We start from the raw sequence: 1,070 nt of genomic DNA, 5'->3' as shown, positions 1-1,070 counted from the left end.
TACGGCGGTAACGCTCGTGCATTCGACCAGATCGATAACGCGCCTGAAGAAAAAGCACGTGGTATCACCATCTCTACTTCTCACGTAGAGTACGATACTCCGACCCGCCACTACGCGCACGTTGACTGCCCGGGGCACGCCGACTACGTTAAAAACATGATCACCGGTGCTGCACAGATGGACGGCGCTATCCTGGTTGTTGCTGCAACTGATGGCCCTATGCCACAGACCCGTGAGCACATCCTGTTAGGTCGTCAGGTTGGCGTTCCTTACATCATCGTATTCCTGAACAAATGTGACATGGTTGATGATGAAGAGCTGCTGGAACTGGTTGAAATGGAAGTTCGTGAACTTCTGTCTCAGTACGATTTCCCTGGCGACGACACCCCAATCGTTCGCGGTTCAGCGCTGAAAGCACTGGAAGGCGAAGCAGAGTGGGAAGCGAAAATCGTTGAACTGGCAGGCTTCCTGGATTCTTACATCCCTGAGCCAGAGCGTGCAATTGACAAGCCGTTCCTGCTGCCAATCGAAGACGTATTCTCAATCTCCGGCCGTGGTACTGTTGTTACCGGTCGTGTTGAGCGCGGTATCGTTAAAGTCGGTGAAGAAGTTGAAATCGTGGGTATCAAAGACACGATCAAAACGACCTGTACCGGTGTTGAAATGTTCCGCAAACTGCTGGACGAAGGCCGTGCAGGTGAGAACGTCGGTGTTCTGCTGCGTGGTACCAAGCGTGAAGAAATCGAACGTGGTCAGGTTCTGGCTAAACCAGGTTCAATCAAGCCGCACACCAAATTTGAATCAGAAGTTTATATTCTGAGCAAAGATGAAGGTGGTCGTCATACTCCATTCTTCAAAGGCTACCGTCCACAGTTCTACTTCCGTACCACAGACGTAACAGGTATGATCGAACTGCCGGAAGGCGTTGAAATGGTAATGCCGGGCGACAACATCAAAATGATCGTCACCCTGATCCACCCAATCGCGATGGACGATGGTCTGCGTTTCGCAATCCGTGAAGGCGGTCGTACCGTTGGCGCGGGTGTTGTAGCGAAAGTAATGGGTTAATT

The 1,070-nt window shown here is 51.5% G+C and carries 1 protein-coding gene; it reads left to right on the top strand.

The window, feature by feature from the left end; translation table 11 throughout:
- The coding region (gene tuf, locus N7387_RS21240; RefSeq protein ID WP_279800951.1) for an elongation factor Tu at positions 1-1,068 on the top strand (1,068 nt) is incomplete at its 5' end.
- Positions 1,069-1,070: the final 2 nt, after the last annotated feature.

It is taken from the genome of Morganella sp. GD04133 (assembly GCF_029835375.1).
GTDB lineage: Bacteria > Pseudomonadota > Gammaproteobacteria > Enterobacterales > Enterobacteriaceae > Morganella > Morganella morganii_B.
This window is presented reverse-complemented; position numbering and strand designations above follow the sequence as displayed.